This is a genomic window from Bacillus sp. z33 (genome assembly GCF_058313615.1).
The window spans coordinates 1,404,651-1,429,807 of the sequence record NZ_JBZFQN010000001.1; the positions used below are offsets into that span (position 1 = coordinate 1,404,651).

A 25,157-nucleotide genomic window follows, 5' to 3' on the forward strand; every position below is an offset into this window, starting at 1 on the left:
ATGCTCACTCTCCTATAGCTGCAATATTTACTTTGTGATGATGCATCTCAACGGTTATCTTGTTAGTGCCTATATAATCGCCGTCTGCATGGATAAGTGCTGGTTGTTCAGATGAAAGTTTTATTTGTTTCCCTTTTAACTCCTGTACTCCCTTTATTTTAAGATGACCGCCCCATAATACCGTTACGAACATCAAAATAAGTTTTATTTTGGAGATATTATGTACGATTATGATATGAAAAAGCCCGTCATCCGGTTTCGAGTTTGGTGAAATCTTTATTCCTCCGCCAAAAAAGGGCTGATTGGATATCGTCACAAGCCAAACATTCGTAAAATGGTGGTCCCTGTCATCTATTGAAAGAGAAATATGAGTCGGTTTATACGTTAACCATTTAATAAAAAAGAAATATAAATAAACAAGCTTACCAGCACCTATTTTATTAAAGTAATATTTGAATTTTGACTCATTTACAGCTTTCGCAACAGCTGCATCCAATCCCATACCCAAACTATTAATAAAGTAACCCTCTTGATTAGTTTTATAGAATCCGAGATCAATAGATGTCGTTTTCCCACTATTTTGGCATAATTTCTTCCATGCTTTTATAGGATTTTTATCAATATGGTATCCCCTCGAAAAATCATTTCCGGATCCTGCAGGAATATATGATACTCTGGCATTTTTATATTCGGCAGCACCATTTATTACTTCATGAATCGTCCCATCTCCCCCTACAGCGATAATCAATGAATCATTCTTTTTCTCCAAAATTTCCTTTGTAAGCCTCTGCGCATGCCCTTCATATTCTGTATAGTTAAATTGGTAATCGACTCTTTCCCGATCCAAATATTTCTTTAGCTTTTTCCAGATTTTCAAGCTTCCTTTATTCTTCGCGGCAGGATTTATAATGAAATGAAACTTTTCCTTACTCATTAAAGATTCCCTATAAACCGCTCTCTCTATCAAGCTCCTCCAACTCCTCTTCCAAATCCATTCTAATTTTGTAGGAAGCGCTGCAATAGTCCAATAAAGTTTGCCCTGACTTAAGCTGTTTGTTCTTAATAGGGGACTGGTTATTGCGCATACCTTCAAACCATTTTGTATAAGAACGCTTATCGATCATCATCTCTGTATGTATGGCGTTTACATCATCTATATACCCATTACGGCAAAGGATTCCTTTCCTGATAGGCATATCGATTCCCTTACTGCTCAAAATCCGATTAATGATTTTCTCCATACGATTTATGGATATATACGGATTCAATACTTTTTTGTCAACCCGATTATGATGTCTTCTGGTCCAGAACCTTCCTTTTTCCGCCAGAAATACAGCATCCTCTTCCGCTTCAAGAAATGTTAAACACCATATTTCTGTAGGTGTCATCAGCAGGATATCCAATTCAACCGATGCATTTTCAAACTGGAAGACAGGCTTGTATAGAATTAAGCAATTATCAGGAAAGCGTTGCAAAAAATAACGCAGCTTCTGGTCATATATATAATTAGCATTCACTACGGACTTCTCTCTCAGTGTAGAACTGGCCCATTTCAGTTGAAAATGAAAAATCCGGTCTAAAAATTGCTGTTTTAAATCATTTTCTGTACGTGGAACGGATTTTAAAAATCGCCCCAGTTCCTGTTCAGGTTTTGCAATCGTTTGTTCTTCCTGAAGAGAGACAGACTCTATCCCCTTAACTCTATTAAAAATTTTCATGAACTTTTCCGAGAGCTGATTTTTTCTAACTGGTTCATTCTGTTGTTCATCGGTGTCAGAATTCTCAGCACCAATTATCCAATCATTAATATCGCTATTTTCATAGGCTTTTTTCAATTTGATCCACTGTTGGTTTTTTAAACGTACAAACTGAGAAGAATAATGATAAATATCCTGTTCGTAACGGGATACATAATCCTGCAGTTTAATTAATTGTGCCATCCCGTTTCCCCCCATGCTCTTTTTGTCTTTTTTGACTAAAATGATTTGTATAATAGGCTGTAAAGCTTTCACAAATATTATTGATCTAATTAATTATTATGCCTTTATGTCAATGGAAAACGTACAATAGGTTCGTATTTAGGAACAGAGTGGCTATTAGTTTGATAAAGTACAAGATGTTGTACCTTAAATTCCGGTAGGACAGGGAGAGATTTCTCAACCTGTCCAAAACGATCTCTGTCCATATCTTCAAGACATTTTCTCGCTATCGTAATATGAGGATTAAATGGCTTTGTATCCAGCTTGAAACCGATCTCTGAGCAGGCATGCCATACATCCTTCTGCATTTCATATAAAGACAACTGCTTCCTCATCCTCGCCCATAGGATTCTTGGTCTTTTCTCAACGCCAAAAGTACCCAATCCTGTTATGGTTAGCGGGAATGAAGTATGATGTTTAACCCTAGTTTGCATTTGTTGTACAGCATTCTCCAGTAATTCCTGAGATGCACTGCCGAGAAAGGCTAATGTAATATGATAGTCACTCGGATGAACCCAACTTTTGTATGAATAGATACGACTTAATTCATCGGCCCAATGACTCAGCCCTTCTTTTACTTCACTAGGTAACTCAATCGCAAAAAAATAGTGGTTCTGTCTATTCATCGGTTCATCTCCCCTATATTTTAACATAATGGTAGCTATGCTATTTTAACTGTTTTGACAGTTTAGAATAAATTTTCATCCTCGTCTGAAAGTTACTTCCATTTGAAAAGAGTTCAGGGATATTATTCCCCAAACTCTTTTCACTTTACTTCAGTTCTCCACATTCTTTCTCTATTTCAACAAGAAAAGCTTCTTGAAGCTTTCTTGTTGTACCATATGTCTCTTTCCCAACCACTTGGCCATTGATCTTCACAATAGGTGTAATTTCTAATGTAGTACTGGTCAAAAAAACCTCATCTGCAGACAATAATTCCTCTGTCGTAAATGTCCTTTCTTTATAGGGAATCGAAAGATCCTCACAAAGTGTCAAAACCATCTGCCTGGTAATTCCATTTAAAATCAAATTATTTGCAGGATGTGTAATCAGTGTGCCATCCACAATGATTGATACATTCGTATGACTGCCTTCTGTTACGATCCCATCTCTGTGTAAAATAGCTTCCCTACACCCTCGCCTAACGGCATCTTCATAAGCGAGGATATTGCCAAGAAGATTTAAACTTTTGATGTCACAATGAAGCCAACGTTTATCATCAATAATACAGGCTTCAACACCCGATTCCATCAGTAGTGATGGGCGGTCAGATTCTCTTGTATAGGCTACAAATGTCGGTGGTACGTCTTTACCTGGAAAAGCATGATTCCTCGGTGATACTCCCCGGCTAAATTGAAGGTATATTGTACCTGAATGTAATCCGTTTTTTGAGACCAGCTCTTCTAGAATCTCTTTAACCTGCTCGGAGCTGTAGGGAATCGTTATACTGATTTTTTGCGCACTCTCATATAAACGCCTACTATGCCCCTCCCACGCAAATAGCTTTCCATTATAAACACGAATAACTTCGTAAATACCATCACCAAATTGATAGCCCCGATCTTCTATATCAATTGCAATCGTTTCTCTTTTTGAAAGTGTGCCATTGTAAACAATATAATCCATTTCCCCAACTCCCCTTGTGTTAGATTATCTTGTTAATTCATAGATGGCTTGTGCATACATAGCTGTTGCTTTTAATAAATCATCAATCAGGATGTATTCGTCTTTTTGATGAGCTACATCTTCTCTCCCAGGAAATAAAGGACCAAAAGCGACTGCATTTTTCAACGCACGTGCATACGTTCCGCCGCCAATAGCCAGTAATTCTGGTTCCTCACCAGTATGTTCCTGATAAATTTTTTGCAATGTTTTAACCAATTCGCTTTTAGAATCAACATGGTGAGGCCCCAAATGGGTTTTCATATTGACTGTAAACTGGTGCTTGGCAGCAATCTGTTCAATTGTTTTCCATCCATTCTCAAAATCATATGTAACAGGATAGCGCAAATTAAAAGCAATCTTACCGAACTGCCCATTCTTATAGGCAATGATTCCATAATTGATTGTTAAATCTCCGGTAATATCATCAGAGTAAGCAACTCCCAGCTTTTTCCCTCTAGATTCACCGCTTAAATACTGATGGATGAACTCGAAAAATACACGGTCATCCCCTTGTATAGGCATAGTGAAAAGAAAATCCACTAGCTTAAGACCTGCATTTAGTCCAAAATCAGGTTCCATACCATGTACAGAAATCCCTTCGACTATAAATGTTAATTCCTCGTTTGAACCAGCATACGAACCTTTTAAATCATTTTCTTTCAGGTAAAGTTGAAATTTTTCTTTCCATTCGTTTGCTTCATCGGAAGTTAGAGAAATGATTGCCTTTGCTGATTCAGGGACCATATTAAAACGCTGACCTGCTTCAAAACTTTTTACCACTAAGGAATCAGCAGTTGCTTTTTTGGGTATCATGTCCAAGGTGAAATCGGCTATTCCTTTCTCAGCATAGATAATTGGAAAATCTGCATCTGGCACAAATCCAACTGTTGGCATTTCTTCTTTTTCGAAGTAATGATCCATACAGCGCCAATCACTTTCTTCATCTGTCCCCAAAATTAATCGAACCCTTTTGTTTAAATCAATTCCCAGATCTTTCATGATCTTCATAGCATAATAAGCAGCCATGGTGGGACCTTTATCATCGATAGCACCGCGCGCAAATATTTTTCCATCTCGGATTTCTGCTGAGTAAGGGTTGCTTGTCCAACCTTCTCCTTCAGGTACTACATCTAAATGTCCAAGAATACCAAGTAATTCATCTCCACTCCCCATTTCCAAATGGGCTCCGTAGTTATCAATATTTTTAGTAACAAATCCATCTTTTTCTCCGAGCTGAAGCATAAAATCAAGTGCTTCTTTTATTCCTTTACCGAAAGGAATATCAGGAGTTGCTGTGGATTCATCAAGCGTACTTTTAATCCGGAGAAGTTTTTGAGTGTCCGCAATCAAATCATTTTTTCTTAGTTCCACTTCTTTTTTCCAATTAAATTCCATTCAATGTATCCTCATTTCTATTTTTTATAGTGCTCATTACCGTTATTATAGCTAATTTACATATGATTAGCATTTTTTGTTGGTCCATATCACTGCGTTTTCTCTATCATATAGATTGAAGGGATGAAAAATTTCACAGAGATTGTCATAGCATCTGCATTGCAAAAATAGATATTAGTTAAATGAATTTTCATTTAATTTTATTGTAAATTATGGATTTAAAATGTGGAGAGGGGTATTATATTACTAGAAGGACTAACTTTTTGAAGTCCACTGCGATAAAGGAGTGCTGTATAAGTGATTACTTAAAGAAGTGGGATGGTTAACAACCTTTATACCTTGTAGGTTAGATGATGTTGCCATTGGAAACTATCCATAAGGAGTGGTTTTTTGAAACCTTCAACAAACCGTATGCTTACCAGAATTAAGTCCATTTATATGTTTATCGTTCATAACGGTACAGTAACAACTCAGGAGTTAGTGGATGAATTTGGAATCACTCCACGTACTATTCAGAGGGACTTAAATGTGTTGGCTTATAACGAACTTGTTGTCAGCCCCAGTCGTGGAAAGTGGACCACCACTCAAAAGAAAGTAAAATTAACTTCGTAATGATTTACACAGTTTTCCCTTAAAAAAAGAAGACCGCTTTTTAACGGTCTTCTTTTTCCGGAGTACGTGTATTTAATAATCTGATCTCTTCGTCTGTCATTTCCCTATACTCTCCTAGTTCTAATCCTTCATCCAAGCTAAGCTCGCCCATCTTAATCCTTTTCAAATATACTACTTTTTTGCCTACAGCTTCAAACATCCGTTTAACCTGATGGTATTTTCCTTCTGTAATAATGACTTCTATTTCTGATTTAAGACCGCTTGAGAGAATCGTTAATTTTCCAGGCTTCGTTATATACCCATCATCCAGCGTAACTCCATTGGCAAATTGTTCAATATCTTCTTCGGTTACATTCCCTTGAATGATGGCGTAATAGGTTTTAGGAACATGTTTCTTAGGAGCAAGTACCTCATGAGCGAGATGCCCATCATTCGTAAGAACCAGCAGCCCTTCAGTATCCCGGTCCAATCTTCCAACTGGAAACGGCTTTTTGATTGCATCTTCCGGCTCCAATAAATCAAGTACAGTTTCGAGCCTTTCGTCTTCTGTTGCAGAGATATATCCAGCCGGTTTATTCATTACCAGATAGATATATTCCTTATAGATAACTTGCTCCCCATAAACCGTAATGAAATCTTTATCCGGATCGACATGCTTTTTAGCATCGGTTACTTTCACTTCATTACAAAGAACAGAACCAGATTTAAGCAATTGTTTAACCTCTTTCCGGCTTCCATAACCGGAGTTTGCCAATAATTTATCAATTCTCATCTATAAATCACCTATTTTTCTTTTTTGAATAGACTGTTGCTGAATATGAAATTAAGGAGTGGTCGAAATTTATGGATTATCAGCAACAACCCCCTTACGATCATGATAATAGACAGCAATTACCTCAACCAGCCGGGTTTCCTGGTCCAGGAGGCATATTTCCTGGTTTAGGTGGAGTTAATGCCCGTATAGATCGGCTTGAAAACCGCTTTGAGCGTCTGGAACGACAATTTGAACGACTTGATAGACGTGTATCCCGCATAGAACGGGCACTTGGAATGCGGTACTAATTATTAGAATGGCCTGCTTTTAAAAATAAGCAGGCCTTCCAAAAAAGATTTCAACATTATCGTTTAATTATTTGCTTCTGCTGAAGCGATTCAATTTCAGCCTGCGTAACAATCCATCCGTCCGCTCTCCGAAAATAACATGTAATAATCCACTTTTCACGGATAAGTAAAAGTAAATCAGAACACCTATTGGAACAGTAATCGCCACCCTGAAGACGGCAACCATTTGGCCTTTTGAACCAACCCATTCAGCCAGCATATAATCCAGTCCCCATATAACAAGAGCCATAATTAAGGCAAATATAAGTGATAATAACGCTCTTCTCAGCACGCTTTTAATTCGATAACCAGTAAAGTAATAGATAACATATAAATTGATCAACGTACAGACCGCATAGCCGATAGCAGTGGCATAAACCGCTCCCCTTGTTTCAAACATTTTTATTAAAGGGATATTGAGGCTTAGCTTTATAAGTATTCCTGTTAGTAAACTAAGGACTGTAAAGCGTTGTTGGTTAATACCCTGCAAGATCGCTGCTGTAACAGAAAATAAAGCAAATAGAATCGCAACCGGCGCATAGACCTTTAGTACTTCGGATCCTAAATCAAAAAATCCATAAAACGAACCATATACGCTATCAGATAACACACTTATACCGACAACAGCCGGAATCAGGATAAACAACAGCGTTTGGAATGTTTCTGTTAATTGTTGTTTGTAAAGCTTCCAATTCTTTTCAAAAAATGATTTCGTTACACTTGGAACAATCGACAGTGAAAATGCCGTAGCCAGTGTCATCGGTATAAGGACAAGCTTTTGTGTTGTCACATTCAAAACGCCAAATGCCACATCCGTCGTTCCTTGTTCTCCAATTGAAACCATTGCTCTGTTAAATGTAACCGTATCGACCATCTGGAATAGAGGCATTGCCAATCCTACGAAAATAAATGGTATGGAGGAAACGATGATTTCTTTATAGATTTCCTTAAGGGATATATCTATTTCATTATTCCCTTCACTCATTAGTAAATCGAGATGGCGTTTCCGCTTTTTCCAATACCACAATAGAACCATCAATCCGGATATTGCTCCGATAAAAGCTGAAAATGTAGCCACACTCATAGCCTGTACGACATCCCCGCCAATTACATTTAGGACGATATATGCACCTGCCAGCATAAAAACAATCCGAATGATTTGCTCTATAACCTGCGAAACGGCTGTCGGCCCCATAGACTCATATCCCTGGAAAAAACCACGCAGTAAACTTTGCGACGGTACCAGAATAAGGGCAAAACTTACCGCTCGAATAACTGATGTAACTTCCTCAATGGAATATTTTTGTGTATCCATCATGGCTGCAAGTCCCGGTGCGCTCACATACATAAGGAGAAAAGCTGCAATCCCCGTCAACATCATAATCTTGCGGCCCGATTCAAATAGTTTGCGCCCTACCGCATATTCACCCAACGCATTATATTTAGCAACAAATTTAGCGACTGCTAAAGGAATACCTGCTGTTGCTATACTGATAAAAATGGTATAGGGTGTATACGCAAAACCATATAATGCCATCCCTTCCGTCCCTACGATTTTATTAAAAGGAATAACATATAACAGTCCAAGCATTTTTGATAAAACCATACCAATTGTTAGTATAAAAGTTCCTCTAATAAGTTTCGATGACATGTAACAATCCCTTTCACTCTTTCCCTTAATCTGTAAGAAATATATTTTTATGATTCTTTATATATATTTGTTCACTATTTTGTAGTTTACTCTTTTCTTCTCTTTTTGACAATTGAACATCAATTTGTTCACGACTTTTGCCTTATTAGTAAAATCACTTATAATAGAACCATATTAGCATGTTTTAGAAATGAGATGGAATAATGAGATATGATGTGATTATTATAGGAGGAGGCCCTTCCGGTTTAATGGCTGCGATTGCGGCTGCTGAAAGTGGTGCTTCCACTTTACTTCTAGATAAAGGAACCAAACTCGGCCGAAAACTGGCCATTTCAGGCGGCGGCCGGTGCAATGTAACCAATCGCCTGCCAATTGATGAAATTATCAAGCATATTCCCGGAAACGGTAAGTTTTTGTACGGAGCATTCTCTGAATTTGATAATGAAGGAATTATTTCCTTCTTTAAAAACCTGGGAGTCGAATTAAAAGAGGAAGACCATGGCAGAATGTTCCCAGTTAATGATAAAGCCCAATCTGTTGTAGATGCGATGCTCAGTCGTCTAAAGGAATTGGGGACCGATATACGCACTGACTCACCAGTAGCAGATGTTCTGTATGATTCCGACAAAGTAATAGGCATACAGACTAGAGCAGGCGAGATCATAGAGACAGACTCCGTTGTCATTGCCGTTGGCGGTAAATCTGTTCCGCACACAGGATCAACTGGGGATGGCTATGCCTGGGCTGAAAAAGCCGGACATACTGTAACAGAGTTGTTCCCAACTGAAGTCCCTCTAACGTCTGCTGAGGATTTTATCAGACAAAAAACATTGCAGGGTCTCTCCCTGCGCGACGTTGCGATCAGTGTGCTTAATCCTAAAGGAAAAGCTTTAATTACCCATCGAATGGATATGATCTTCACACATTTTGGTTTATCTGGTCCAGGTATTCTCAGATGCAGCCAATTCGTTGTCAAAGCTCTAAAAAAATGGAACCTTAAAGAGGTTATTGTTCAAATCGATGCTCTGCCTGACCTAAATGAAGAACAAATATTTCAGCAGATTATTAAAACAATTAAATCTGACGACAAAAAAGCAATAAAGAACAGCTTAAAAGGTCTATTGCCTGAAAGGTATTTATTATACTTATTAGAGCGGAATCAAATTGATCCCTCCGCACAAGGTGCTACTATAGCTCATGAGAAATGGCGTGCTTTAAGCAGCGATATTAAAAAGTTCCCTGTCCGCATCAATGGTACGCTTCCTTTAGAGAAGGCTTTTGTAACAGGCGGTGGAATTTCCGTTAAAGAAGTTGAACCCAAAACTATGGCCAGTAAATTAATGAATGGCCTATATTTCTGCGGAGAGATTTTGGACATCCATGGATATACGGGCGGCTATAATATTACTTCAGCTTTAGTTACGGGCCGCTTAGCAGGGTTAAATGCTGCAGGGAAAAAATGAGTATTTAAAAGAAATAGAAAGGATGGTGCATATGCAGGATATAGCCCAAACGATTAAAAATAATAAGCTGTTTAGTCCGCTTATTTATACCATATTTATACTCTATTTAGCCATCCTTTCCTATCTGTTGTTTTTTGGATATTACAGACAAGAGGATAGAATAGAATCTTATAATCTTGTTCCTTTTAAAACGATCAATATGTACATCACTTTTGCTGATTACTTCCACTTCAAAGTATGGTTCACGAATCTATTCGGGAATGTTCTCGCTTTTATGCCATTTGGATTTTTTCTGCCAATTGCCTTTAAAAAGCTAAGGAATTTTCTGCTTATTACTTTTCTGTCTTTCCTGTTTTCTTTATTTGTGGAGACGATGCAGCTAACGTTTCATGTCGGTGGTTTTGATGTGGATGATATTCTATTAAATACAGTCGGCGGTTTCTTCGGATACCTGGTTTTCAAGCTTATTTACAAGCTATCTAAAAGACCAGTAGACCAGTAAACCAGTAGGCAAGAGGAATTCTGTTGAAGCAGACCATAATTAAAAACAGATAGAGAAAACGGACTGGTTTTCTTTATCTGTTTTTTAATTTTTATTGGAGATAGCCGTATTTTCAAGGAAATGCGCACTCATGAGATCAAAGTTAGACTCTAAGAATCAAACCCCTTTTATTATACTCATTTTTTATAAATGACCATGGCACTGAAACAATATATTTGGTCATCCTCATCCTCTTCACCGAAAGCGGCAATATTATATTTGATATCTACAATCCTGTCATCATCTATATGTTCAAGGAAATGGTTCATACCCTTTTCCAAATCTCTTTCGTGTTCATAATCAAACATTTTTACTTGGATCACAGCAAAGACACCTCCTGTTTTTAACTATCTTTGCCGAGTTTTTCTATTTTTATACTATTCAGAATTCAAGTTCCCCTTGCCATTTTATCATGCCGCCTTCCATAGAGGCTGCCTTGTATCCTCTCTCCTTGAGATAGTGTGCTACATCCTCACTTCTGACCCCTGCATGGCAGATGAGAATATGTTCAATATCTTTATCAAGATCACCAAGCCAATCTGGTATTTCTCCCATTTTGATTTGAATTGCTCCGGGAACCATTCCATTTATAACTTCATAATCCTCCCGAACATCAATGATGGATAACTCTTCGCCATTTTCTATTCTTATCCGCAGCTCTTCCGGTTTAATAATCTTTATATCTTCCATCTAAAAATCCCCCTTATTAAAAAGCCGCCTTACGCTTATGATAATCGTAAGACGGCCACATTCATTAATTTGCTACGATATTAACTAATTTTCCAGGAACAGCAATCACCTTGCGGATTGTTTTGCCATCGATTTGTTCTTGCACCTTCCCATTTTCCATTACGATTTTTTCCATCTCTTCTTTCGTAATGCCGGCAGGTACCTGAAGTTTAGCTCTCATTTTACCGTTTATTTGAATAACAATTTCAATTTCATCATCAACCAATTTGGACTCATCATATGCAGGCCATGAAGCATAAGCAAGTGTTTCATTATTGCCAAGTCTGCTCCAAAGTTCTTCGGTCATATGAGGACAAATAGGTGATAATAGTTTCACAAAGCCTTCCATATATTGAATTGGAAGTATTTCCGCTTTATATGCTTCATTGATGAATACCATCATCTGTGAAATAGCTGTATTAAAATGGAGAGCTTCCAAATCCTCCGTTACTTTTTTAACAGTTTGGTGATACATTTTCTCAAGATGAGTATCAGTGGATTCAGTGATTTTATCATTTACTGTACCGTCATCGTTGATAAACAATCTCCAAACACGATCAAGGAAACGTCTGGAGCCGTCAAGACCGTTTGCAGACCAGGCAATCGATGCATCAAGCGGACCCATGAACATTTCATATAGACGAAGTGTATCAGCCCCATGGCTTTCTACGATATCATCCGGATTTACTACATTCCCTTTGGATTTACTCATTTTTTCGTTATTTTCCCCAAGTATCATTCCTTGGTTAAATAGCTTTTGGAAAGGTTCCTTTGTTGGAACAACACCAATATCATACAAGAATTTGTACCAGAATCTCGCATAAAGCAAGTGAAGTACCGCATGTTCCGCTCCACCAATATACGTATCTACCGGCATCCAATGCTTAAGCTTTTCAGGATCAGCGATTGCCTCTGGATTTTTCGGATCGATATAGCGCAGGAAGTACCAGCAGCTGCCCGCCCATTGAGGCATTGTATTTGTTTCGCGTCTTCCTTTACGGCCGTTCTCGTCCACTACATTTACCCACTCTTCAATATTGGCAAGTGGAGATTCACCTGTACCGGATGGTTTAATTTCCGTTGTTTTCGGAAGCATAAGCGGAAGCTCAGATTCAGGTACAGCTGACATCGTACCATCTTCCCAATGAATAATTGGAATAGGCTCTCCCCAATAACGCTGACGGGAGAAGTTCCAGTCACGCAAGCGATAAGTTACTTTCTTCTCACCGATTCCTTTTTCTTCAAGCCAATCGATCATTTTGCTAATTGCTTCTTCTTTATTTAAGCCATTCAAGAATTCAGAGTTTACATGTTCTCCTTCTCCTGCATAAGCCTCTTTTTCAATATTCCCGCCTGCCACAACTTCACGAATTGGCAACTCAAATTTCTTAGCGAATTCATAGTCACGTTCATCATGAGCCGGAACTGCCATAATGGCACCTGTACCATAGCTCATTAATACATAATCAGCAATCCAGATTGGAATCTCTTCCCCATTTACCGGATTGATAGCATAGGCTCCTGTGAATACACCTGTTTTCTCTTTAGAAAGCTCTGTTCTCTCAAGATCGCTCTTAGATTGAATTTCCTTTTTATATGCTTCAACAGCCTCTTTTTGCTCTGGTGTTGTAATTTTATCCACAAGTGGATGTTCAGGAGACAAGACAGAATACGTAGCCCCAAACAATGTATCTGGACGTGTTGTGAATACCGTATAGGATTCTTCTGTATCCTTAATCTTAAAAGTTACAGATGCTCCTTCTGAACGTCCAATCCAGTTACGTTGCATATCTTTAATGCTTTCAGGCCAATCCAATTCATCAAGGTCCTCAATTAAACGATCCGCATACGCTGTAATTCTCAATATCCATTGACGCATAGGCTTACGAATAACTGGATGTCCGCCTCGCTCACTTTTTCCATCAATAACTTCTTCATTAGCCAAAACTGTCCCCAGTGCCGGGCACCAGTTAACCGGTATTTCAGCCATATAAGCAAGTCCCTTTTCGTATAGCTTCAAGAAAATCCACTGCGTCCATTTATAGTACTCTGGATCAGTAGTATTGATTTCCCTGTCCCAGTCATAGGAGAATCCAAGTGATTTAATCTGGCGCGTGAATGTGCCAATATTTTTAGCCGTAAACTCTTCCGGATCATTTCCTGTATCAAGAGCGTACTGCTCCGCAGGCAAACCAAATGCATCCCAGCCAATTGGATGAAGTACATTATATCCTTGCATACGTTTCATGCGAGATAGAATATCTGTTGCAGTATATCCTTCAGGATGCCCTACATGAAGGCCAGCTCCTGATGGATAAGGAAACATATCCAAAGCGTAAAATTTACGCTTTCCTACATGATCAGTCGTTTTGAATGTTTTGTGTTCTTCCCAATAAGATTGCCATTTCTTTTCAATCTCTACATGATTGAAACTCATCCTAATTCCTCCTACATTGTTTAAAATTTGTTGTACCTAAAGCTTCTAAAACAATAAAAAAAGCCACTCATCCCTACGAAAGGGACGAGAGGCTGTCATTAACTTCCCGCGGTACCACCCTGATTGATGCACACATTCGCATCCGGCTCAACTCTTTAACGCAGATATACGGCAAACCTTACTTTTAGTTCAGGTCTGCAACTCCAGGGTGAGTTCATAATGTGCTCTGTTGACTTGCACCACCCGTCAACTCTCTAAAAGAAACACAATTACTACTGATCCCTATCAATGTTATTTAGAAGATATATACATACATTGTATGTAAATCAGGTAAAAAGTTCAAGTCCATTCAGTCTGTTTTTTCAATCATTGACAAGATGAGCTTTTATTATACAGTTTAATAAAAATTTATGTGTGATTTTAGGGGGAAACTGGGGGGCTGGATTAATCTCAGTTTTGGACGGAATAATCCTTCATTCGGCTGGTAATCGGTCAGATTTTGCTCTATTCTCTTGTCGTTCAGCTAGATTCCGCCGCATTCCCCCACCACTCACCTCTTACAAAAAAACCAACAAGCACAGCCATATAGACTGTGCCTGCTGTTTTTTTATATTGCTTTGGATGAACTGTTGCTTTAGTTTGTTGGCCTCCAGATGCTTCGTTCATCTTCTTAGCCCTCTTTATAATATCTTGATCTTACCGGCCTCGATATCTTGATTATTAATTCCATTACGAGTCTTTTGCGGATGATTATGTTTAGAACGTTATCGCATAGTGAATACCCCCTTAGCGTCTGCGCACAACCATTGCATGCTGAATATCCTGAACCTGTATTTTCATACGGTTCAACATATCACGCTGTTGATCATTTGCACTGGCGTCCATAGCCTCTAACTCATTAAATGAGTTTTCCAATCTGACCAATGCCTCGGTATATCCTGCTTCATTGTAATGCTCCTGTTTTGCAGACTCCTTGTATTGCTCTTCTGCGAATTCAATTGCATTAGCACATCGTTCCATACACTCACCCATAGATTTTCGTGTAGCCAAAGATACCCTCTCCTTTTTTCATTGGATTGGTTTACAAAAGCTCATCCATTATCCATTATGCCCCTTTGAAATTAAAAAGATTAGTGATTTTAATAGCTGCTAATAATAGTCAATTGGAAAGTATACATCAGCATGGTAAAATGGAGTTTATGTTCTTGAAATCTAAACAGGGGGTTTTGTAATGAGTCAGGTTAACCCTTTTCAATATGCAAGTGATGATAAACGCTATCATACATGGAATTATCATCTTCGCAATCATTTTGGCCACAAAGTATTTAAAGTTGCTCTTGATGGTGGATTTGATTGCCCAAACCGTGACGGTACAGTAGCATTTGGCGGGTGTACCTTCTGCAGTGCAGCAGGATCCGGTGATTTTGCCGGTAATCGTGCCGAGGATTTGCAAAAACAATTTGCCGATATAAAAGCAAAAATGCATCAAAAATGGAAAGATGGCAAGTACATGGCCTACTTCCAGGCTTATACAAATACCCATGCTCCCGCCCCAGTATTACGGGAGAAATTCGAAACCGTTATGAATGAGGAAGGTGTGGTGGGTTTATCCATTGCCACTCGACCGGATTGTCTTCCTGATGATGTCGTAGAATATCTCGCAGAATTAAATGAACGAACATACCTATGGGTTGAGCTTGGCCTGCAAACTGTTCATGAAAAAACGGCTAATATCATTAACCGTGCACATGATTATCAAACATATGTAGAAGGTGTAAACAAGCTCCGCAAACACGGTATACGCATTTGCAGCCATATTATAAATGGCTTACCGCTTGAGACTCCTGAAATGATGATGGAGACAGCTAAAGAAGTAGCTAAACTTGATGTTCAGGGGATTAAAATCCACTTATTGCATCTGTTAAAAGGTACTCCGATGGTAAAACAATATGAAAAAGGAATGCTTGAATTTTTATCATTCGATGATTATGTCAAACTTGTCTGTGATCAGTTGGAAATTCTTCCTCCTGAGATGATTATCCATCGTATTACAGGTGATGGACCGATTGATTTAATGGTTGGACCGATGTGGAGCGTTAATAAATGGGAAGTGTTGAATGCCATTGATGCTGAATTGAAACGCCGTAATAGCTATCAAGGAAAGTTCTATATACCTAATAAGGCTGTTGTGACATATGAAGCTTGATCGTATTCTCCCCTTTGCAAGAATTCTACTGGAAAAAGCAGTTAAACCAGGTGATATTGCCATTGATTGTACAATGGGCAATGGACATGATACCATTTTTTTAGCAAATTTAACTGGTCCAGATGGACATGTATACAGCTTTGACATTCAACAGTCTGCCTTGCTTAAAACAAACGAGAGGCTGATTACAAACGAGCTTCAGGATCAGGTAACATTGATTCACGCTGGCCATGAACGCTTACAGGAATTTATCCAACAACCTGATAAGCCTGTGACAGGTGCCATCTTTAATCTAGGCTACTTGCCAGGCGGTGACAAAGAAATTATCACCACGGCACCTACGACTATCCAGGCTGTCACTCAATTGCTCGAAGTCATGGAACCGGAGGGTATTATTGTCCTTGTTATTTATCATGGTCATCCGGGTGGAGATATTGAGCGTGACGAATTAATTAAATTTGTTACAGAGCTTCCACAGGATACTGCACATGTGCTGGAATACCGATTTATGAATCAAAAAAACAACCCGCCATTTATCATCGCCATCGAAAAACGATAAAAAAGTGTGAGCTGCGAGAGCTCACACTTTTTTGTAGAATCATTTATAGATCTCAGGAGTAAAAAAGATTTGCGGTTTTCCGGCGATTGGATGAGGGCGACTCACCAATTCTACCTCATATACAGATGAAAGCAACGCTTCATCAAAGAGTAATTCTATTCCTCCGTCCGCCACTTTCCTTCCATTTTTAAGCAATACACATCTATCTGCATACAAAGCCGCCATATTTAAATCGTGCAGGATGGCAACAATCGTCAGTCCTTCCTCAACCTGAAGTCTCTTTAGTAAATTCAATAATTCAATAGTATGCTTTACATCCAGATGATTCGTAGGTTCATCAAGAAACAGGAGCTTGGGCTGCTGGGCTAACGCTTTTGCTAAAAGAACACGTTGTTTCTCTCCGCCACTCAATGACGAAAAGTAGTCATGTTTGAATTTCAGCGCGTCTGTCTGGGCAAGGCACTTATCTACAATAGAGTAATCCTCAGATTGATAATGATTAAAGAACCCTTTCCCCTGATATGGATATCGGCCCAGTAAAACAATTTCTTCCACCGTAAAATCCAAACTCACTACATGTTCCTGGCTTAGCACTGCGGCTATTTTAGCTAATTCTCCAGCTTTATAGGATGATGTTTTTCTACCTTGAATTGTTGTGGTTCCCTCTTTATATTCCATTTTCCCCAATATACTCTTAATCAGTGTCGTCTTTCCGCTTCCATTTGGTCCAAGAAGTGCAAAAAATTCTCCTCTTTCTACCTTTAAAGAAAAATCCTGAAGAACTCGTTTATTTTTATGATAGCCTGCACTGAGGTTTTCTACATTTAACATGTCATATTCCTTCTCTTTATCCGTTCTTTAATCAGTAAAATGGTAAATACAGGTGCACCAATTAAGGCTGTAATCACACCTATTGGCAACTCCTGGGGATTGATTATGATACGTGCAATCATGTCAGCCAATACCAGATACCCACCACCGATAATCATGGATAAAGGCAGTAGATGCCTGTGATCAGCGCCGGATATAAGGCGAACCAGATGAGGAATGACCAATCCCACAAAGCCGATTGCTCCTGAAACGGCAACTGCCGCTCCTGTTAATAGGCCAGCACCTATAATAATCATGATTTTTTTTCGTTTTACATTAATCCCACTGTATTGAGCAGATTGATCACCAAGTGCCAACCCATTTAGTTCTCGATAATGATACATAATGATAGATGCCCCTATAACAAAGAAAGGAATCAGTATACTGAAGTGTCCCCAGTTTTTCATGGCAACACTGCCCATAAGCCAGTTTAATACTTCTCTCATCTGATCTCCTGATGAGAGGGCAATGATAAGAGAGACTACCGCTCCAATAAATGAATTCATAATAATTCCCGCAAGAATAATGGTTTCATTTGCGTAGGTCACACTCGCCGCCTTTGTGATACCAAACACAATCAGCAAGGCTATAAAACTGAATAAGATTGCAACAAGCGGTAAGGTAAAAGAACCAAAAAGTGCTATTTCAATGTTAAAAAATAGGACAACCACTGCACCAACCGATGCGCCGGATGAAACACCAATAGTATATGGATCAGCGAGCGGGTTTTGCAGAAGCCCCTGGAAAGCAGCTCCGGCCAGTGCGAGTGCCGCTCCAACAAATAAAGCAATCAACACCCGCGGTAAGCGGATATTCCAAATAATCATTTCGATATTTTTGGGTCCTGTATAGAAGGATTCCTGACCTGTCATGTTTTTTAAGAGGATTCCAAGAATATCCTTAATCGACATGTCCACACTGCCTATAAACAGGCCGAGCAATGCAGCGAACAGCATAAAAAGGACACTTACTGCATAAATACCGGTTGTTATTTTTTTATTTTTCATTTGTAAACTTCAATTCCTCTTTACTCCAATGGCAGCGAACCTCGGATTATTCTTACACTTTTTCAAAATCGGATAAATAACTTTAAAACAAAAAATCCTTAGCTCTGGAGGTATTGAGCTAAGGATTCACTTTTTTATCATTGTGAATGCAATAAGCCTACTTTTCCCACCGAAAAATAAGTACTGAAACTTTAAAAGCAGGTTTCCTGGCTTTTACTAATCAACCTGATTTAGTAATTACAGTAGCGGGGGCTGCAACGGTCTTGAACCGTTTTCCCTTTTATCCTCGTGACTCGAGGCACTTTTAAAGTATATAATTTTATTCTCATAATAATAGAAGGATTGACTATTGGCAATTTCAATTGTCCCTGTATAAGCCAGCTTCTTTGGCAATTAATTCAAAAGATTTTACTTTTGCCTCATATGAATGGGTAATCGTCACGAGCATAATCTCATTCGCGTTAAACCGTTTTCTAAGCTCTTCGATTTTTCGCAAAACCGTCTTCGGAGATCCAATGATCATTTTTCTTCTATTGTAATCGATACGTGCCATTTCAAATTGAGACAAAGCCATTTCATGGATTTCTTTCGGATGCGGTGTTCCTTCCCGTATAATTCCCTGTGAAAGAAATAGTAAGGATAAATCCAAAGATCCAGCCAGATATTCTGCTTCTTCATCTGTATCGGCACATACTGTAAATACGGTAACCATGCCCAATGGCCTCTGTCTTAAATCAGATGGACGAAAAGTATCATAATAATGCTTCATATTTTCTTCAGCATATTCACTGTTAATAAACAGGGCAAAATTATAAGGCAAGCCTTTATATGCGGCAAGAGCAGCACTTGATGAACTTGACCCTAGCATCCACATTTCCGGAGGATCTTGAATAACAGGAGTGGCAGATAATCCATAAAGAGGATGTGACTCAGGCAGGTGATCATATAAATACCAAGTTAATTCATCCACCTGTTCAGGAAACCGATGAAGATCACGTACTCTGCCTTCCTGTAATGCTTGTGTTGCTCTCGGCATCCCACCAGGAGCTCTGCCAATACCCAAATCTATTCTTCCTGGAGCTAAGCCGGACAATACCCTGAAATTTTCAGCCACTTTATAAGCACTGTAATGAGTGAGCATCACTCCGCCTGTTCCGACTCTTACCTTATTTGTTTGAGCAGCAATCCATGCGGCAAGAACTTCAGGTGACGATCCAGCCAATCCTTGGCTATCATGGTGTTCACTCACCCAAAATCTTGAATACCCCAACTCCTCAGCCAATCTTGCCAAGTTGACTGTATTAGCAAGCGTCTGCTCCGAAGGTTCTCCGACAGAGCGTGGTGATTGGTCTAGAATACTTAACTTTATCCCATCCGTACCATCCCCTAACGTTTTAATGCTATACTCGACTCTTTTTTTTCATCCTCTTAAATGCATGATACAGCTTACTGTTCCAATAAAAGAAATACGCTGATCTGCCGGCCAGTTTCAATAGTTTTTTCGTGTACTGATTAACCGCCTTCTGACTTTTAACCTTGGAATCGGCTAAATAAATACCCATTAACCCTTGATTAATCATCCTATGAAACTTACTGTCCGGTATTTTCGTGACATTCTCACTGGCTTGTTCAACAAAATAACAGAGCCTTTCAATCATTTGCTCTTCGGTTTCATAATAAAAGCAGAAATTTAGATCATTACCAAGACGATCTTCCTCCTGATCAATGAAATAATCCAGCATAATATGCAATCCTTGAACATATGGAAAATATGACTCATATATATTCTCTGCCAGTTGTTCCGTAAACTCTTTACGATATGCATAAGAAACTAAACAAAAGATTCCTAACGTTGATCCTGCACAGGCACTAAATTCATACCATGATAAATCTTCTGGAAGGTCCCGTTTATTTTCATTAAACCAGGTTTCTAATCTATGTACCCGTTCATCCCACTTAACATGCTTATGTATTTGCAAATCACAATAATAGGTGCAAAGTTTTTTTAAATATGGCTCTATATACCTGTAATGCTCCAATTTCGTTAAAATAGACTGACAGGTATGTACCAGATCTGTTAAATACCCTCCATCATCCTGATCTTCTCTAAGTTCATAATAATTCCTTGTCAAGCTCTCCGGATTTAGGGCATCCTTCATGGATTGATGTAATAAAGCAAAATCTTCAGGGTCAAGAGATGTACTGCGGTCGCATAAATTATCAAGATAATCACTGATGGTTTGGTATGCTACAATAAAACGGATGACATCCTCTTTTCCTGAACCTGCCGCGAGAGCTAATATAGATCCTCCCTCGCAATGAAACGTTTTATGAGCGATACTGGCGAGGGCCTGAGTACGCAGCTCTTCATTGGGGATTTTTTCAGCTTTTGACTGCCAACCCATAAGTTCACGATGAACAACAGGAAATATACCTTGGTATACTTCCTTGACCAGGCCAATATCACTTTGGGGTAACTTCATGTATGTTCCATCTCCTTAAACCTTAAACGATATACCCTATATTTCGCAAACGTGCTTCAATAAAACTCTTTGCATATAGAAATACATCTTCTCTCTCTGGCTCATTAAATATTTCATGGTATAACTTCGGCCATTCTTTATAATGCTTTTCGGATGCCGGAAAATAGTTAAACCATTCTCTTACCATAGCCTTGTCCACTATTTTGTCTTCACCTGCCTGCATGACCAGAACAGGTATATCCGGGAAATCCTCGTAAAAATCAAAGGCATCCTTCATAGCTTTTACCAATTCACGATACCACCTGACAGATACACTTGTAACGTAAAGTGAATCATTTAAATCAAACTCAATGACCTCAGGATTTCTCGTTGCCATCTGAACCGTTAGACCTGATGGTTTTTTATATGTAGGATAAACAAGATTTAACACACGAGACATAGTTTCGAGAAATTTTGGAGGGTGAATTAATGTTCCAAAGCAAGGCGAAGACAGAATTATACCTGCTAAATTGTACTCCTTATGTTGCAGCATATTAATAATAATTAGTCCACCCATACTATGGCCCAGCATAAATACCGGCAAACCAAATGTATAAGCTTCATTCACCCATGAATCGACCTCTTCAATATACTCATCAAATGAATTAATATGACCGCGGTTTGTACGTGAAGTCATGCCTTGCCCCGGTAAATCCCCAATAATTACGTGATATCCTTCCGCCAGCCAGCTCTCAACTAACCATTTATATCTCCCTGAATGCTCCATGGCACCGTGAACAATAACGATTACACCATAGGCTTTCCCCTCAGCTTCCCACTTTTTCATAGATGAACTCCTCCTGTATGATGTTTAGCTATATTTTATTTACACATCCTCGCTTTATATGTACACTTTGATTAACTATCTATTTTACAGTAGAAAGCGGAGGTTATGTAATGAAATTATATCAATATATAGATAAAATTCCTTCTATCGATCAATCTGCTTATTTAGCTGATCATGTAATTGTCAGCGGCGATGTCACAATTGGCGAAAATTCAAGTGTCTGGTTTAACACGGTTATCAGAGGTGATGTCGCGCCTGTTATAATAGGTAGAAATGTGAATATTCAAGATAATTCAGTTCTCCATCAGAGTCCAAACAACCCATTAATACTTGAAGATTTTGTTACAATCGGACATCAAGTGATTCTACATAGTTGTCATGTAAAGAAAAATGCTTTAATTGGGATGGGCTCCATTATCCTTGACGGAGCAGAAATTGGAGAAGGTGCCTTTATCGGTGCTGGCAGTTTAGTATCTCAGGATAAAAAAATCCCTCCCAACACACTCGCTTTTGGCCGCCCTGCTAAAGTAATTCGTGAATTAACGGATAAAGATCGTAAAGACATGGAAAGAATCAACAAAGAATATGCACAAAAAGCCCGCTACTATTCAAGTATACAACCTTTAAAACAGAATAACTAATTATCGTTTTTGAAAAGGGTATACTCTTTACTGTATACCCTTTCCCTCATTTGTTTAGCTATAAATGGTGAATCTTTATTAATCTAATATCAGGAGTAAAATAATGAATCTCTTCATTTTAATGTTCTTGTTGTTTATTCTCGTTTCAACAGGTGTTTATCTCCTACGCAGAGTTCGCCCTTTAACAATCTCGATCAGTTTTCTCATAATGATTATTTTATTGTATACAGGCTGGAAAAGCTATAACTCTAGTTTCTCATTTGCAAATCAGCTTTATAAAATGGTGATAAAACCGGTAAATTACACAGTTTCTAAAACCAAAGATCATTTGCCGGCATCTAATCCATCCATAAAAACCAAGGTGCTGCTTGATGTACCTATAGTCAAACAGTTGCCTGAGCTTCCTAGAGGCTGTGAAGTAACCAGCTTGGCCATGCTTCTTCAGTACGCCGGTATGGATGCGGAAAAACTAACGCTTGCCAAGCAAATAAAAAAGAATCCTGCCAAAATGAAAAATATAAACGGACAAATTTATTACGGTGATCCCAATGATGGATTTATTGGAGATATGTATTCCACTAATAAACCCGGGCTTGGAGTGTATCATACCCCCATTAAAGAACTGGCAGAAAGTTATATGCCCGGCAATATAATTGATTTTACCAATAGTGATTTCAATCAAATCAAAAAATATCTCTCAACTAAACGACCTGTGTGGGTCATCATTAATACGGCTTATCGAAAATTAGACCCATCGTACTTCCATACTTGGACAACACCAAATGGAAAAATATCTATTACATATAAAGAGCATTCGGTTGTAGTGACAGGATTTGATCAGGATTTTATCTATTTTAATGACCCATTGACCGGAATCAAAAATAAAAAAGCACCCGCCGCTGATTTTGAAGAAGCGTGGGTGCAAATGGGTAAACAAGCCATAACCTATAAAAATTAAATGAACTGCTCTCTCAGCATATCCTTTTCAGCTTCAGCCTGAAAAGGATATTTTTCTTCGACATAAACCGAGTACCATATCATGAATACTAAAACGGTCCATAACTTCCGGCTATTATCAGCCCTGCCTGTTACATGATCGTTCATTAGGTTCATAACCACTTGCTTATCAAGCAAATGATCAGTTTGGCTTTCATTAATGATTTTTATTGCCCAATCATACATTTCATTTTTTAACCAATGACGAATAGGTACTGGGAAACCTAGTTTTTTACGATTCAACACATGATCCGGAATAATTCCTTCTGCCGCTTTTCTAAGAATATATTTTGTTGTTCCATGCGCCGTTTTTAAATCCGTAGGTATACCTGACGCTACCTCAAATATTTTTTTATCAAGAAATGGGACACGAAGCTCCAGGGAATGAGCCATCGTCATTTTATCTGCTTTCAATAATATGTCTCCGCGCAGCCACGTATGAATATCAATATACTGCATTCTGCTCACATCATCATAATCGGATGTTTCTGCATAAAACGGATGTGTAATGCTCGTATAGTCCCGACCTTCTTTATAAAGCTTATAAAGTCTCTTCTTTTCTTCCTCCATAAACATCTTGGCATTTCCCAAATAACGCTCTTCTAGTGGAGTACAGCCGCGCTCGATGAAGCTCTTGCCTTTTACTCCTTCAGGCATCATGGTTGCAATTTGTTTAAGTGCTTTTTTCATAAACACAGGTATTTTATTAAACATAGCCAGGGATTGAGGCTCACGATAAATATTATAGCCCCCAAATAATTCATCTGCCCCTTCACCTGAAAGAACCACTGTTACATGCTTACGCGCTTCCCTTGCCACAAAATATAAAGGAACACATGCGGGATCTGCCAATGGATCATCCATATGCCACATAATGTTTGGCAATTCTTTCATATATTCTTCTGGCGTAATGATATAGCTGATATTTTCTACCCCTAGTTTATCAGCTGTTTCTTTCGCCACATCAATTTCACTGAATCCATTTTGTTCAAATCCAACAGAGAATGTTTTTATTCCAGGATGATATTCTTTTGCAATAGAAGCGATAATCGTAGAATCAATTCCTCCAGAGAGAAACGAACCTACTGGAACATCACTGCGCATATGCATTTTAACACTGTCATACAAAACATCCTGAATCTCTTTTATCCAGTCCTGTTCACTGCGGTGAACCGGTTTAAAATCAGCTTTCCAATATTGACGAATTTTCATTGGCTTGCCAATGCTCTTGGTAAAGCAATGTCCAGGCATCAATTTTTTTATATTCTTCGTCATAGTAGCCGGTTCTGGAGTAAACTGATAGGTAAGATAGTGTTGTAAAGACACGGGATCTAATTCAGAGTTTTCCAGTGCATGCAATATACTCTTTTTCTCTGACGCAAAATATGTTTTTTCCCCATCTTCAAAATAAAAAAATGGTTTAATACCAAATGGATCACGAGCACCAAAAACAGATTTTTCCTGTTTATCCCATATTACAAATCCAAACATCCCACGAAGCAATTCGACTGCCTTCTCTCCATATTGAACAAAAGCTGCCAAGATTACTTCAGTATCTGAGTTTGTAGAAAATTTCATACCTTCTTTTACCAGAACTTCTTTTAATTCCAGGTAGTTGTAAACTTCCCCATTAAAAATAATCCAATAGCGTTCATTTTCATACGTTAAAGGCTGATGACCACTTTCAATATCAATAATACTCAACCTTCTAAATCCAAGCTGAATATGTTCATCTATATAAAAGCCCTCATCATCCGGTCCTCTATGTGTAATTAAATCATTCATACTCTTTAATAGTTCGGCATCCTGATTTTTCAGCAGTCGATCATGCATACATCCAACAAATCCACACATTACTTTTCACCTACTCATTTCACTTAAAGATAGTTCATACTTTTCAGACAATAAAATCCTATCAAAAGACAGTATGTTATAAACAGTTCTATCGGTAAAAATACTTATAGAAAATATAACCACTAAATTTCCAAAATATAAC

The 25,157-nt window shown here is 38.5% G+C and carries 26 protein-coding genes, 1 riboswitch and 1 other annotated feature; of the genes, 8 read left to right on the forward strand and 18 right to left on the reverse strand.

From position 1 onward, the window contains the following. Nucleotides 1-4 precede the first annotated feature (4 nt). From AC4G3L_RS06590 to pepV, 5 genes are all read right to left on the reverse strand, one after another. Nucleotides 5-934 (reverse strand): diacylglycerol/lipid kinase family protein, encoded by a 930-nt coding sequence (locus AC4G3L_RS06590; protein ID WP_491076158.1) that lies wholly within the window; start codon nt 932-934, stop codon nt 5-7. 10 nt (nt 935-944) lie between these two features. Beyond that, a complete protein-coding gene (locus tag AC4G3L_RS06595; RefSeq protein ID WP_491076159.1) occupies nt 945-1,940 on the reverse strand; it encodes an NERD domain-containing protein in 996 nt (331 codons plus the stop codon). Nucleotides 1,941-2,044: 104 nt separating this feature from the next. Further along, nucleotides 2,045-2,605 carry an RNA 2',3'-cyclic phosphodiesterase gene (gene thpR / locus AC4G3L_RS06600; RefSeq protein WP_491076160.1) on the reverse strand — a complete coding sequence of 187 codons (561 nt, stop codon included), beginning with the start codon at nt 2,603-2,605 and terminating at the stop codon, nt 2,045-2,047. A 145-nt stretch (nt 2,606-2,750) separates the two neighbouring features. Next, nucleotides 2,751-3,605, reverse strand: a complete 855-nt coding sequence (gene dat / locus AC4G3L_RS06605; protein WP_491076161.1) for a D-amino-acid transaminase — start codon at nt 3,603-3,605, stop codon at nt 2,751-2,753. Nucleotides 3,606-3,629: 24 nt separating this feature from the next. After that, nucleotides 3,630-5,039 (reverse strand): dipeptidase PepV, encoded by a 1,410-nt coding sequence (gene pepV / locus AC4G3L_RS06610; protein ID WP_491076162.1) that lies wholly within the window; start codon nt 5,037-5,039, stop codon nt 3,630-3,632. A 390-nt stretch (nt 5,040-5,429) separates the two neighbouring features. Between pepV and AC4G3L_RS06615 the strand changes: the two genes are divergently transcribed. After that, nucleotides 5,430-5,651, forward strand: coding sequence for a DeoR family transcriptional regulator (locus AC4G3L_RS06615; protein WP_491076163.1), 222 nt, complete (start codon nt 5,430-5,432; stop codon nt 5,649-5,651). Between the two features lie 40 nt (nt 5,652-5,691). On the opposite strand, the gene AC4G3L_RS06620 is transcribed toward AC4G3L_RS06615, so the two are convergent. Beyond that, nucleotides 5,692-6,423 (reverse strand): pseudouridine synthase, encoded by a 732-nt coding sequence (locus AC4G3L_RS06620; protein ID WP_491076164.1) that lies wholly within the window; start codon nt 6,421-6,423, stop codon nt 5,692-5,694. A gap of 71 nt (nt 6,424-6,494) precedes the next feature. Here AC4G3L_RS06620 and AC4G3L_RS06625 point away from each other — a divergent pair, with 71 nt between their 5' ends. Further along, the gene (locus tag AC4G3L_RS06625) at nt 6,495-6,713 is read left to right on the forward strand and encodes a hypothetical protein (protein WP_491076165.1); all 219 of its coding nucleotides are present in this window, start codon (nt 6,495-6,497) and stop codon (nt 6,711-6,713) included. Between the two features lie 67 nt (nt 6,714-6,780). Here the strand turns inward: AC4G3L_RS06625 and AC4G3L_RS06630 are convergent, their stop codons facing one another. Continuing rightward, nucleotides 6,781-8,403: a putative polysaccharide biosynthesis protein gene (locus AC4G3L_RS06630; RefSeq protein WP_491076166.1), complete on the reverse strand. Its 1,623-nt coding sequence runs from the start codon at nt 8,401-8,403 to the stop codon at nt 6,781-6,783. A 203-nt stretch (nt 8,404-8,606) separates the two neighbouring features. On the opposite strand from AC4G3L_RS06630, the gene AC4G3L_RS06635 reads away from it, so the two are divergent. After that, nucleotides 8,607-9,866 (forward strand): BaiN/RdsA family NAD(P)/FAD-dependent oxidoreductase, encoded by a 1,260-nt coding sequence (locus AC4G3L_RS06635; RefSeq protein WP_491076167.1) that lies wholly within the window; start codon nt 8,607-8,609, stop codon nt 9,864-9,866. Next, complete coding sequence (locus AC4G3L_RS06640; protein WP_491076168.1) at nt 9,847-10,368, forward strand: VanZ family protein; 522 nt, start codon at nt 9,847-9,849, stop codon at nt 10,366-10,368. The genes AC4G3L_RS06635 and AC4G3L_RS06640 overlap by 20 nt, the downstream gene beginning before the upstream one ends. A 176-nt stretch (nt 10,369-10,544) precedes the next feature. On the opposite strand, the gene AC4G3L_RS06645 is transcribed toward AC4G3L_RS06640, so the two are convergent. From AC4G3L_RS06645 to AC4G3L_RS06665, 5 genes are all read right to left on the reverse strand, one after another. After that, the gene (locus AC4G3L_RS06645; RefSeq protein WP_491076169.1) at nt 10,545-10,730 is read right to left on the reverse strand and encodes a sporulation protein Cse60; all 186 of its coding nucleotides are present in this window, start codon (nt 10,728-10,730) and stop codon (nt 10,545-10,547) included. Between the two features lie 58 nt (nt 10,731-10,788). Next, on the reverse strand, nt 10,789-11,097 hold the full coding sequence (locus AC4G3L_RS06650) for a rhodanese-like domain-containing protein (RefSeq protein WP_491076170.1): 309 nt from the start codon (nt 11,095-11,097) through the stop codon (nt 10,789-10,791). 64 nt (nt 11,098-11,161) lie between these two features. After that, nucleotides 11,162-13,573: a leucine--tRNA ligase gene (gene leuS / locus AC4G3L_RS06655; protein WP_491076171.1), complete on the reverse strand. Its 2,412-nt coding sequence runs from the start codon at nt 13,571-13,573 to the stop codon at nt 11,162-11,164. A 77-nt stretch (nt 13,574-13,650) separates the two neighbouring features. Then, nucleotides 13,651-13,871 (reverse strand) — a binding site (T-box leader). 221 nt (nt 13,872-14,092) lie between these two features. Then, entirely contained in the window at nt 14,093-14,239 is a 147-nt protein-coding gene (locus AC4G3L_RS06660; RefSeq protein WP_491076172.1) for a hypothetical protein, read from the reverse strand. Between the two features lie 120 nt (nt 14,240-14,359). After that, complete coding sequence (locus AC4G3L_RS06665; protein ID WP_491076173.1) at nt 14,360-14,623, reverse strand: YtzC family protein; 264 nt, start codon at nt 14,621-14,623, stop codon at nt 14,360-14,362. Between the two features lie 181 nt (nt 14,624-14,804). Between AC4G3L_RS06665 and mnmL the strand changes: the two genes are divergently transcribed. Further along, nucleotides 14,805-15,779: a tRNA modification radical SAM protein MnmL/YtqA gene (gene mnmL, locus AC4G3L_RS06670; RefSeq protein ID WP_491076174.1), complete on the forward strand. Its 975-nt coding sequence runs from the start codon at nt 14,805-14,807 to the stop codon at nt 15,777-15,779. Continuing rightward, nucleotides 15,769-16,338: a tRNA 5-(aminomethyl)-2-thiouridylate-methyltransferase MnmM gene (mnmM, locus tag AC4G3L_RS06675; protein ID WP_491076175.1), complete on the forward strand. Its 570-nt coding sequence runs from the start codon at nt 15,769-15,771 to the stop codon at nt 16,336-16,338. Before mnmL ends, mnmM begins: the two co-directional genes overlap by 11 nt. A 39-nt stretch (nt 16,339-16,377) precedes the next feature. On the opposite strand, the gene AC4G3L_RS06680 is transcribed toward mnmM, so the two are convergent. From AC4G3L_RS06680 to AC4G3L_RS06700, 5 genes are all read right to left on the reverse strand, one after another. Continuing rightward, complete coding sequence (locus AC4G3L_RS06680) at nt 16,378-17,169, reverse strand: ABC transporter ATP-binding protein (protein ID WP_491076176.1); 792 nt, start codon at nt 17,167-17,169, stop codon at nt 16,378-16,380. Next, on the reverse strand, nt 17,163-18,215 hold the full coding sequence (locus tag AC4G3L_RS06685) for a FecCD family ABC transporter permease (RefSeq protein WP_491076177.1): 1,053 nt from the start codon (nt 18,213-18,215) through the stop codon (nt 17,163-17,165). Before AC4G3L_RS06685 ends, AC4G3L_RS06680 begins: the two co-directional genes overlap by 7 nt. 179 nt (nt 18,216-18,394) lie before the next feature. Then, a riboswitch (cobalamin riboswitch) is annotated at nt 18,395-18,536 on the reverse strand. A 37-nt stretch (nt 18,537-18,573) separates the two neighbouring features. Further along, complete coding sequence (locus tag AC4G3L_RS06690; protein WP_491076260.1) at nt 18,574-19,584, reverse strand: LLM class flavin-dependent oxidoreductase; 1,011 nt, start codon at nt 19,582-19,584, stop codon at nt 18,574-18,576. 31 nt (nt 19,585-19,615) lie between these two features. Beyond that, entirely contained in the window at nt 19,616-20,698 is a 1,083-nt protein-coding gene (locus AC4G3L_RS06695) for a tetraprenyl-beta-curcumene synthase family protein (RefSeq protein ID WP_491076178.1), read from the reverse strand. A gap of 22 nt (nt 20,699-20,720) precedes the next feature. Continuing rightward, nucleotides 20,721-21,524 carry an alpha/beta hydrolase gene (locus AC4G3L_RS06700; RefSeq protein WP_491076179.1) on the reverse strand — a complete coding sequence of 268 codons (804 nt, stop codon included), beginning with the start codon at nt 21,522-21,524 and terminating at the stop codon, nt 20,721-20,723. Between the two features lie 110 nt (nt 21,525-21,634). Here AC4G3L_RS06700 and AC4G3L_RS06705 point away from each other — a divergent pair, with 110 nt between their 5' ends. Then, nucleotides 21,635-22,165, forward strand: coding sequence for a gamma carbonic anhydrase (locus AC4G3L_RS06705; RefSeq protein ID WP_491076180.1), 531 nt, complete (start codon nt 21,635-21,637; stop codon nt 22,163-22,165). A 103-nt stretch (nt 22,166-22,268) separates the two neighbouring features. Then, nucleotides 22,269-23,123 (forward strand): C39 family peptidase, encoded by an 855-nt coding sequence (locus AC4G3L_RS06710; protein WP_491076181.1) that lies wholly within the window; start codon nt 22,269-22,271, stop codon nt 23,121-23,123. Here AC4G3L_RS06710 and asnB read toward each other — a convergent pair. Continuing rightward, nucleotides 23,120-25,015 (reverse strand): asparagine synthase (glutamine-hydrolyzing), encoded by a 1,896-nt coding sequence (gene asnB, locus AC4G3L_RS06715; RefSeq protein ID WP_491076182.1) that lies wholly within the window; start codon nt 25,013-25,015, stop codon nt 23,120-23,122. The two genes, AC4G3L_RS06710 and asnB, sit on opposite strands and share 4 nt — an antisense overlap. Nucleotides 25,016-25,157: the final 142 nt, after the last annotated feature.